The 1,091-nt window shown below is 73.7% G+C and carries 1 protein-coding gene; it reads right to left on the bottom strand.

Annotation, left to right across the window (positions count from 1 at the left end; translation table 11 throughout):
• Positions 1-1,091, bottom strand: a 1,091-nt coding sequence (locus FGD71_RS07665) for a polyketide synthase dehydratase domain-containing protein (RefSeq protein ID WP_181359141.1), incomplete at both ends; no start/stop codon positions are given.

Below are 1,091 nucleotides of genomic sequence, written 5' to 3'. Positions count from 1 at the left end.
CGTCCCCCTTCAGCGGGGCGACGGCGGGCCCGTGCTCGACCAGCGCCAGACCCTCCAGGCTGCGGGTGCCCGTCACATCCAGGGCCCAGCCCTGGGTCCCGGCCGGCGGCACCAACGCCCCGCCCGCTCCATGACGGGCCAGTCGAGGCACCCTCAACTCCCCGCGCCGGACTGCCACTTGTGGCTCGCCGGACGCCAACATCACATCCAGGACCGTGACGGCGGCCTCGTCGGCGTCCTGATCGACCAGGACGAACCGACCGGGGTTCTCCGACTGCGCGGAGCGCACCAGACCCCACGCCGCCGCCCCCGCCATGTCGACGACGTCCTCGTCGGCCGCGGCCGCCACCGCGCCCTCGGACACCAGAACCAGCCGCGTCCCCTCGACCCGCTCATCCGCCAGCCAGCCCTGCAACAGACCCAGCGTGCGATACGTGACCTCACGCACCGCCTCACCGGCCGAAGACCCGCCTGCCGCACGCGGCAACACCGTGACCACCGCGTCGGGCACCGGACGCCCCTCATCCAGCGCGGCACTGAGCGCGGCGAGATCCGCATACCGCTCCGCTCCGTCGAGCGCCGGACCGTCCGTGCCGAGCACGGCGACGGACCCGGCCCACGCGGCGGCGGCCCCGGACGCGGCGACCCAGTCGAGCCGGAACAGCGCGTCCCGGTGCGGATCACTCGCACGCGCCAGCTGATCCGCCGAGACCGCCCGCAGCGTCAGCCCGTCCACCGACGCCACCGGAGCACCCGTGTCATCGGCGACCCGCACCACGACCGAACCACCGATGCCCTCGGACAGCTGGACGCGCAACCGCGTGGCACCCGCGGCATGGAGACTCACGCCCTGCCAGGCGAACGGCAGCAGGGTGCCGTCTGTGGAGTCCGGCAGCAAGCCGCCCAGATCGATGCCGTGCAGGGCCGCGTCGAGCAGCGCCGGGTGCAGACCGAAGGAACCGCCGTCCTCCGTCGGCAGTTCGACCTCGGTGAACACGTCACCGCCGGTGCGCCACGCCGCCCGCACCCCACGGAACACCGGACCATAGCCAAGACCGTCCGCGGCAAGCCGCTCGTACAGGTCCGCGACT

It is taken from the genome of Streptomyces sporangiiformans (assembly GCF_005768555.2).
In the GTDB taxonomy this organism is placed as follows: domain Bacteria; phylum Actinomycetota; class Actinomycetes; order Streptomycetales; family Streptomycetaceae; genus Streptomyces; species Streptomyces sporangiiformans.
The sequence above is the reverse complement of the archived record's forward strand: the minus strand, read 5'-3'. Positions and strand labels throughout refer to the sequence as shown.